This is a genomic window from Moritella viscosa, from assembly GCF_900120065.1.
GTDB classification, from domain to species: Bacteria; Pseudomonadota; Gammaproteobacteria; order Enterobacterales; family Moritellaceae; genus Moritella; species Moritella viscosa.
In genome coordinates, this window is the sequence record NZ_FPLG01000136.1 from 1 (window position 1) to 9,863 (window position 9,863).

At 30.3% G+C, this 9,863-nt stretch carries 6 protein-coding genes; 4 read left to right on the forward strand and 2 right to left on the reverse strand.

The window, feature by feature from the left end:
• Positions 1-337 precede the first annotated feature (337 nt).
• Complete coding sequence (locus BT797_RS20715; RefSeq protein WP_075473341.1) at positions 338-1,219, forward strand: bacteriophage abortive infection AbiH family protein; 882 nt, start codon at positions 338-340, stop codon at positions 1,217-1,219.
• A gap of 203 nt (positions 1,220-1,422) precedes the next feature.
• Here the strand turns inward: BT797_RS20715 and BT797_RS20720 are convergent, their stop codons facing one another.
• Both BT797_RS20720 and BT797_RS20725 read right to left on the reverse strand, forming a co-directional pair.
• On the reverse strand, positions 1,423-2,430 hold the full coding sequence (locus BT797_RS20720; RefSeq protein ID WP_075473342.1) for a hypothetical protein: 1,008 nt from the start codon (positions 2,428-2,430) through the stop codon (positions 1,423-1,425).
• Between the two features lie 10 nt (positions 2,431-2,440).
• A complete protein-coding gene (locus BT797_RS20725) occupies positions 2,441-2,986 on the reverse strand; it encodes a hypothetical protein (RefSeq protein ID WP_075473343.1) in 546 nt (181 codons plus the stop codon).
• Between the two features lie 615 nt (positions 2,987-3,601).
• On the opposite strand from BT797_RS20725, the gene BT797_RS20730 reads away from it, so the two are divergent.
• The 3 genes from BT797_RS20730 (at position 3,602) to BT797_RS20740 (ending at position 9,714) form a co-directional block, all read left to right on the forward strand.
• Positions 3,602-6,913, forward strand: coding sequence for a hypothetical protein (locus BT797_RS20730; RefSeq protein WP_075473344.1), 3,312 nt, complete (start codon positions 3,602-3,604; stop codon positions 6,911-6,913).
• A 121-nt stretch (positions 6,914-7,034) separates the two neighbouring features.
• The gene (locus tag BT797_RS20735) at positions 7,035-9,128 is read left to right on the forward strand and encodes a hypothetical protein (protein WP_075473345.1); all 2,094 of its coding nucleotides are present in this window, start codon (positions 7,035-7,037) and stop codon (positions 9,126-9,128) included.
• A 13-nt stretch (positions 9,129-9,141) separates the two neighbouring features.
• Entirely contained in the window at positions 9,142-9,714 is a 573-nt protein-coding gene (locus BT797_RS20740) for a hypothetical protein (RefSeq protein WP_075473346.1), read from the forward strand.
• Positions 9,715-9,863 lie beyond the last annotated feature (149 nt).

Here is a 9,863-nt window from a genome sequence, read left to right on the forward strand (position 1 = left end):
CGATATTACACAGAATTTCATTCGTTTTGGGTTATAAAGAAAAGAAATCAGAACGAGGATTGAATCTAGTAGGTAGGTAATCTCATCAACTTTGTTACTGAAAAATATCTTTTATGCCAGTAGTTCACATTCTAAATAGCAAACTATTTTTGATGGTACAGACCATTTCTGTAATGTATTATTCCTGACGTTTGAAATACGAACTATTCCTCGCCTTTCATATGTTGGTGAAGTGTATTAGTCAATGCTAAAACCAATATTATGAGCTTAAGAATAGTATTAATATTTAACAAATGAAAAGCCGTATTCCCCCTTATCGCATTAGAAGGTAAATTAAATGACAACTCTAGTTATTCTAGGAAATGGATTCGACATATGGCATAGCTTACCTACTAGCTATTGGAATTTTTATAGTCAATATTCCTCTTATCTAGAAGAACATACTCATTATTTTGATGATTTTGAGAATAGAGACGCAGAATGGGCTAACTTTGAAGAATCCCTTGGTTCCTTCAATCAAGACAGTTTTCATGATAATGCTGCATTGCAACCTTCTTTAGAAGAGTTAGCTGATCAGCCTAGTCTCCTCTATGGCTTTCAAGATGAAATAACGATTAAAAAAGATGAGTTAGTAGATGACATAACCAATGCTTTTAAAGAATGGGTTAGATCGATTGATGTGAATGTAGCAACAAAGTTACTCGCTCTTCCAGAATCATTTAAATTCATCAACTTTAACTACACAACCACATTGCAAGATGTATATGGTATATCTGAAAAAAACATCTTACATATACATGGTAAGGTAAAGGAAAATATAGTTTTTGGTCATAATAAAACCTCATCAAAAAGTTTTCAGGGGACAGATGAACCTTGGTTTGAAGAATCTCAAAGAGATCTATCTTCAGTATCTGGTGTGTTTCATAAACCAGTAGCCGATATCCTAGAACGCCACAAAGAGCAAATAGAAGGATATGGGAATGTGACAGATATAGTTGTAATCGGTCACTCAATCAATGACATTGATATTCCATACTTTAAGTGTATTTTAAATGCTTATCCCGATGCTAAATGGAGTAACTATAACTATCAAGATTTAGATGAAGGGATAGATGCTGTATCAGAGACGCACGATAAATTGATTAATGCAGGAATTTCCTCAGAAAAATTGACATCAACGTCATCAGATAAATTGAAAGCGATCTATTCGGTTACCTAACCACATAAGAAAGTTACTTTATTTCAAATTGAAATTAATGCTAGTGAATCAATAAACAATTATTCAAGACGAAAAAAAATAATCGAAAGCCAAGACGATTATTTTTTTAACTTAACAGAAAGGTGATAAGTCAAACATTTAACTTAACACTATAAGTATTGAAGCATTGCAGAAAGATAAGTCAAATGAAAACAGCATAAATATTATAATGCTTTCATTAAATCTATCAAAGAATACTGTTTTAATGCAGTTTCCTTAACTTGTTTCTTCAAAGAAATTATTGCAATTGCTTTATCTTTTGCAGATTTTTTATCATCACTTTTTACGCTATTACACTTTTTTACAGAATTGTTTAATTCTGACATATTCGATATAAATTCTTGTATCAATTCCTTACGTTCATCACTATAACCATAATTTCTTATTTGTATGTTTTTGAGCTTATCAACAATAAAGTTTAAGTTTGTTTTTTTACGAAATGAAACTGATGAAATACTTTCAATACAACTCTCTAATTCACGTTTAGCTTTTTCTTTAATTTCATAACTTAGTTTAGAATCAGAATTAATCTTGCTTTTAGTATCTGTGAGTTTAAGCAGTAATGAATTTAAGTTTATTGTCTCTAATGATTCTTTATATTTAATCACTTCTAATTTTACTTTTTCAGAATATCTAGCATTACGAGATTTACGATTCGCCCCAGGTCTTTCATCTTTTTTTAGAGCCTTATCAATACGTTTTGATAGTGCTTTTATAAATGGGCTATTTTTGTCTTGGGTTGTGATTTCTGGTGAACTACATTCAAAGTCGAATGTAATTAGTAATTCATCTAGTAGCTTTAAATAAAGTGGTAAGAACTGTGTATCAATAGTATTAAGACTTTCACTTGCCTCAATCATTTCATCAACATCATTTAAAGAGTCTACATCGAGTTTTGAAGGGGTTTTATTAACAACCTTAAGGCTATCAAAGTATGAGTTAGTTAATTCAATCTGACTCTTATTAGGCTGAAACAGCTTGTATTGATTTGATACATTCTGTAATTCAGAACTAAAAACTTCAACAATAGATTCACTAAATATTTTGTTAAATAGCCTTTGTCTTTTACCGTTGAAAAGTTCTTTTTGAAGACTAACTAATAAGCTTTCAAAGTTATCTCCTGCGAAGTACCCGAAGCATAGTTGTTTAGAGTTTTCTAATTCAGCATTCATAAGATACTCCTTAATCTTGCTCTGGATTTACGTTTATAGATTTAGTCTTTTTATCAAGATTTTCAATGAAATTTATAATCGAATAAATGTCTGATGTACTTCTTCTTTTACCGTGTGTTGCTGACAACAAAAGAAAGCTTTCTTTAGTGTTTAGTTTTGTAGATAAAGCTTCAAGACTGTCTCTTTTTAAATCGTTTATCGGTGCATTGAGGTTCTTATTTTTGTTTTCAATTTCGATGATTTCAAGTGAAATTCTGTTTGTACATTCATCATAGAATTGATGGAAAAACGTTTCTGAAAAATGTTCCGTATTTTGTTGTTTAAATATGTTCAGTATTTTAAAAAAGGCGTTATAACGCTTCTCCATCACTATTTCTATATCTTCAAAAACTGCTTTTTTAGTTTTAACACTCGATTGTTCTAATGTGCTTATCTGGGCTGAAAACCTAGCTTTCATTTCTAATAGTGTTTGATTATTTAGTACCGCTATAGATTTTTTATTTTTAGTATTAAATCCTTTTTCGATCTTCGCTTTGCTTGGTAATTTGTTATTCATAATTTAGCTCCTTTAATTTATTGAATGAATATTTTTATCAAATCACTTTTTTACGTTAAATCAAGATCACAGCAATTCACTTTGAGTTTTAAAGGCATCATAAAGAACAATCTAAAAATCTATTTTTTGGGTTGTTTAGTGAAAATACTTTAATACTAAAACATCATTTCTTGCTTCAAAAAAATCAGGAATCAATCTTAGAAAGCAGTAAAAATAAAATCAGAAATCGAACTAAAAAACGACCAGCGGGAGTAAATCTAATATGAAAGAAAAGCCAAGAACGAAGTGAGAAGCTTTAATTTAATATTAATTTATTCAGGTGAAAGGGATATAAAAACAAATATAAGAATGCGGAACGCATTAGTAATGTTTTTTTATATCGCAGAGCCTTAGTCTTGCAATGTTATTAAAATCTTTGGTTCTTCAATTATTTATCTTTATCTTTTGATTACTTATTAAATCACTCTTTTTTATTTCGTGTAATTTAAGAATTATTCTCACTCCTTTTACTTTAACTAAAAGCATTTTTTTTCTGGGTAGTGCTTGAACATTGAAAGAAGTTTTTTATGTGCTCTATTAGATACATAAGGAAGATTTAAAAATAAGGAGATTAAAATGAAATATTTATTAAGCGGATTGTTATTGATTTTTTCATTCACAACTTTCGCTTCTGATGATTCAGGAGAAATTAAAAATTGTTATCCAGCTAAACAATTTGGAGCGAAATATGGAAATTGGGCTGATGCGGATTTAAAAAACAATATGGATTTAGAAGCTTGTTCTAAGTTTTTAAAACCCCAAGACGAAAGACTTTCAACTAACTCATTCTATGCAACTAAAGATGATTATAGAAATCAGCGTACACGCTTAGATGAGTTAGGGAATGATACAGATAGAACGATTGAACATGCTGATGATGAAAATATTTTTTCATATTACTTTTTAGTGTTAGCTATGATTTATGGTTTTGCATCAATTGGATACATAATGACAAACTTACTTGCAGCAGGAAAATCAGGAAAAGTTTCTGATGGTGCGACTAGTACAGTAAGAGAAGTCTTAACATCTTCTGGGATTGTAAACCTACCTTTCATTCTTCTGTATATAACAATTGAAACAACGGCTTCTTGGAACTTTATGACTCATAAGGGCGCACCCATTGAAGACTTAAAAGAGTTTATCAATTTTGACTTCTCTGAACTTTCACAAACGTTTCACGATTCAAATGCTCACCTTGCTGATTCGATGATCTACGCAGTTATGATTGATACAGCAACAAGCTTAAATGAAATGACTCATAGCCGCATATCTGGCGTTAAGATCGATGCAACAGTTTTTGGTGATAAGAGTAATGACAACAAACCTAGTATTGCTTCTTATAATGATTATGAGAGTGAGTGTATGAAGATGTCTTCTTACGCAGACGTATCGAGTGAATCAAGCTTAAGTATTGCAAACTTTAGTTTTAACAGAATCACGACAGAAGCAAAACTTCGATCAGGTGGTGATACTAATAATTACAATTGTATTGAAAATTTCGATGGTGTATCTAAGACTGTTACTGTTTTTTCAAGAATTCCTGAAATCACTAAAAACTGGCTAGGAGATTCTTTGGATGCAGATTTAGGACAAGAACTTAATTTCACGCAAGGTTTTAGCGCAATGTTTAATAAAGCTGCTGGAGCAGTCGGTGAAGAAAATGAAAAAATAACAAACACAGCTTCTCAATATACTGAATCAATAATTAACGAATTACATTTTGCTGAATTAGCAGTGAAGCAATCTAAAGAAAGTAATGTTGAAATTGATACAAAAACAACTTCTGCATTTAAAGGTTTAGTAAAACTTATTGAAAGTAATATGGGTGACAATTTTGCTTATGAAGAAATAGAGGGCATTAGCAGAATCGACTATATAGCTAAGGACACTTCTAAATTACAACAATATAAATATGCTCGAATCTACGGAAGAGAATTTGATGAAAGTGAGTTTTCATCTGATGTTTATAAAAATGGTTATTTTTACCTATCTCAATACATTCGTAAAACTTCTCTTCTAGCTCTTGAACTTGATTGTATAAATACAGACGGACAAGAAGAACAGTTTTTAAAACGTAAAAATTTTGCAGAACAATTTAATAGCCAAGGTAAAAACTCTTTAGCTAAAAACTCTCTTTACTTTGCTGAAGTATCACCTCTTCATTGCTATAAATATGAAAATGGTATTTTAACCGAAGGCGCTAACCCAGAGGATCGTTTTGATATTGAAGAAGAAATTGAAAACAGAACGTTAGCTATCATTACTTGGTTAAAAGCAATGGACACAGCAGGAATGAATCTAATCTTATCAAACCAGCAAATGAATTATGATTTGATTGTTGATACTCTAAATTCGTTAGACACAACAATTTCAAGTTCTGTTGATGCTCATTCCATGTTAGTTAATGAAAAACAAAAAATACTTAAAGCTTTTTCTGTTGCTAACGATTCTTATAGAGTTCAAAAACATCAATCTTACAACACTGAAGTTCCAAGCCTGTATTATAACTTCGGAAAACATTATGAAAATGTTCATTTACTAACCGCAGAAAAACAAGCTAAAAAAGCCCTGAGTAAAGGTTTACCTTATTACGATTTAAAATGGTATTTCGATATTCTCGATTCAAATAATATTACTGAAAAAAATAGACAAGTAACAGAGGCTAAAGGTAATTTAGCATCAATATTAACTTTGAATTGTCAGATCACAAGAAAAGACGGCTCTTGTTTCACTCCTTTAGCACAATTAAACCAAGTATCACTTGATAAATCGTTTCTGTTTACAACGACAATGATTGCATACAAGGGGCTGATTGACCTAGGTGAAGCAGGTTGTGCAAGCGGTAACATTTCGGATGGTGGCGCAAGTGCAGTTTTTGGTACTGTTTTGAAAGGTGCTGGCGGTGCGTTCGTGTGTGGTGCAGTTAATCTTATAGATGGCTTTAATGAGATATTCGTATCACCAGCAATAGATTTTGGTATGGTAGGTACTACAGCAAGTTTTGCTACTACGTTAACACCTGTGTTGATTGATGCAGTGAGTCCATTTTATGTTCTGTTATTTTTATTAGTCAACATAACTCTATACTGTTTAGTAAGATCTTACGAAATGTCAGTTAACGTATTTAAATATCTTAGTTCGTTCAAAGATGGAACAACAGAAGAAAGCATTGAAGCATTTGAACAACTGAATGATTTTAGAAATTCAGACAAGATTCTTAAAGCTATTGCTTACGCAACAGTCGCACCGCTCGTTTTAGTTTATATCTGGTTCTTCTTTTACTTAAGCCCAGTAATTGGAGGCTTTTTGTATGATATGGGTCTTGTAACAATTCCTAGTGATGCAGGTTCAGCGTTATTTTCTTGGATACTACAAGCACTTATTTTCATTGTTGCTACTTATGTACTTACTTTTAAAATAATTCCGCATTTATACAGTAAAGGTAAAGACATCTTTAATATTCAATCTAGCTCTTCTCAAAGTAGTAATGTTTTAGATACAGCGTTAGTTACAGCAGTTGGAATGAAAGCAATGGAAGTCTCAACAACGGCTAAGAACAAAGTAAGTAATGTTACTAAAAAAGCTAAGAAAGCTGCAAAATATAAAAAAGAAGAAAGTTTAAAAGAGTCTTCTAATCCAATCCCAACTAAATCATTTAACGTGAATAAATCTGTAAATACTAAAGTTAGTAATGAACCAGATACAACAATCAAAGCTGATACTAAGTATTCTAAAGACTCTAAGGGCGATTTAAAAGCTCCTAGATGGAAGCAAGGAACATCTTATAAAGTAAGATCAGATAAGGAGAAGAAAGACTTATCTGATCTACTTGATGATGTGAATAGAAACAACCCTAGAAATGGTAAAAAGGACGAAAATATAGAGTAAAATTTCGTATCTTAAAATAATTAAAAGACTGATGATTCAGTCTTTTTTTTATGTCTAAAATCCTCTGTGTTGAGTTATACGAAAATTATGATAATTCTGTAGTTATATCAAAGGAATTATTATGAAGAAATTACTCACACTTATATTTATCACTTTCAGCTTTTATGCTTATGCAAATGCACCAGCGGAAGATTTGAAAATTGGTGATTGTGTAGTAACAGACTATAAAGATTTAGATTTAACTACTAAAGAAACTAAAGACTGTATATATGAGTTAAATGAAAAAGGTACGGTTCAACAGCAGAAAAATAATAGTATTGCTGTGAGCATTCCAGATGCTGCAAGATCATTTATTTCAAGCAGTAAGACGATAATTGGTCTTTTGATTACTTGTTTTGTAATTTTTGGATTTCATAAAGCGATGGATTACAAATCCTCGAATCATAAATTTAAAGACTTCTTAACACAAAAATCAATGAAAATTGCTGTTGTAAGTTTTTTAACCCTTATTGTAAGTAACAGTGAAGATGCAGATTATGCATTAGAAAAATCCTTAGACTATCTAAATGTAACAATGTTTACTGTTTTAGATACGACTAATAGAATCAACTCTCAATCTGAGTCTATAAACAATATTGCTATTCAAGAGAGTAATTCTAAATTTACGAACAAAGTTTCTGAAATATCTAATTCTATCTACTTATCTCAATTCTGTTCAATGCAATATAAACAAGAAATCATATCAAAATATAACGAAAGAGATTCAGATTTAATTACTAATGATCCAGATTTAGATTGTATAGAAGACACATATACTAAAGTATTTCCTCAATCTTTAGCAGCTAGAGCAAATATGCTGCCATTGGCTTTTGCTATTAATTATTGCTCAAACAAAAATGATTCAGTAAGTGTAAATTGCGGAAAAGTTAATTCTAGATCTAAAAATAAAAGTGTAGAAGATATTATTAATAAACACTCTATCAAGCTTACTGAGCTTGCTAACGAGTACAGAGATATTATATGTAAACAATCGCTGAAAATTGATAAAGAAAGATTTGAAGGTTTTTGTCGAAATTATTCAAACGGCTCTTTTAGTGAAAGTTCTACTGATGTTTTACTTTCTGTTTATGAATCGAAACTTCGTCAAGCAGTTACTCAATTTCAATCTGATTTATCAAGAGAAACTGTTAGATTCGTTAAAGAAAAAATCGAAAAAGATAAAAAATCAAATAGCAATAATGATAATTTGATGCTTAATGCATCTGATCAGATAAAACAATTTATGTCAGTAAATTACGATAGCGGAGCTTATTCTTCAAAAATTGATTCTGAACTAAATGATATCTATTTTATAAAACCTTCTAATAAAAATTTAAATAGTGGTTCAATAACTACTCAAAATACGAACTCTAGAAAAATTCATAATACTGCTGACTTCTATTCATACTTAGCTTCAAACTCTAAATTATTCTTTGAAATTAATAATTCATTATTGTCTGATACTTTTATTGATTTTGCGTGGTTAACTGATACAAAAACAATGCTTGGTTCTTATAGTGATGCAAAAAATAAAAAAGGTTTTAAAGTAGATGTAAATACTTTTAGAGCTGTTGATAAAAACAGAATCTCTTTGTTTACGCTAGGAAGTGGGGCAAAAATTGTTGCTACAGTCGGGCAATCACAATCTGAATCTAAAAACACAGGTATTTTTCCTCTGTTGAACACGTTCGGATCTGTTTCAATCGCTCTTTCTTTTTATCCTGAAATTTCAAGCAATATAGTTATTGCATACATAGTCGTAATCTATCTCAAATTAATTCTAATCGCTGTTATCGTTCTCGTTTTTAAAATTGTATTTACAGTGTTTGTAAATACAGAAGTTGATACTTTATTTGATGAAATGATAAATGTTAGTTTCGCAATAATGATAATCCCTGCTTCGCTGTTATGTGCAATGTTAGCGAGTTCTGGCATTGCCGCAATAGGTATAAATGTCATTGAATTTATTGGGATTATGGACAATGTAAGCAAGGCAGCGTTATTAATGAATTTAACTGCAATCATATTTCTAATCATACTTTCAGCAATCACATTCTTTAAAATGTTTTTTGAAACACATAACTTTTTAGAAGAATGGTTAAAAACAGATTCAGACAAAATAACGGGTAAAACAGATAAAATTAAAAAATTAGCAAAAACGGCAACACAAAAATAAAAAGGAAAGTAATATGAAAAAAATAATAGCTTTAACAGTATCTCTATTTGTAACTAACATAGCTCTCGCTAATGTTAGTGATTTAGATTTAAGTAAATATAGAGATGACTGCATAAACAAATACAACAAATATCATGACGATTTTGGGGATAACCAAATTAACGGCACTTATTTAAAATACGAGGGGGGAAACAAACCTAAATTTGAAAGTTTATATTTCAGTCCTGATGTTACTTTTACTGCTTTTATAGGCGGTAAAGAGATTAGGATCTTCGATTTAACTGAAAAAGATGATGTATATACTTTTTATAACAAATCAGAAAGAAAAAAAGGTAGTAAAAAAGGTACAAGAACGGGTATTCAATTTAAATTAACTAGAGTTTCTGATGCAGATTATGAGTTAGAAATGAGTCAATCTAATAGAAAAGAATACATCAATGGAAAAGGTGTTTATAAAAGTTATTTTGAAAAAAAGAAGACTTTAGATGATAAAAATAATTTTACTGTTAAATATGTTGTAGACGAAAAAAAATCAGAAGAAATGTACAAGATTCACACTTGGTTTAAAGATCGATGTTTAAAATAAGATTTTAAAGACTACTTTTTTGTAGTCTTTTTTATGAAGTTACTTTATCAATACCTACTTTTAAAATAAATGCTGTTACTACAAGTAATCCAAGACCTGCTAGAATATCTACTCTACCTGCTTCAATAAGAATGTATGATGCTGCTGAC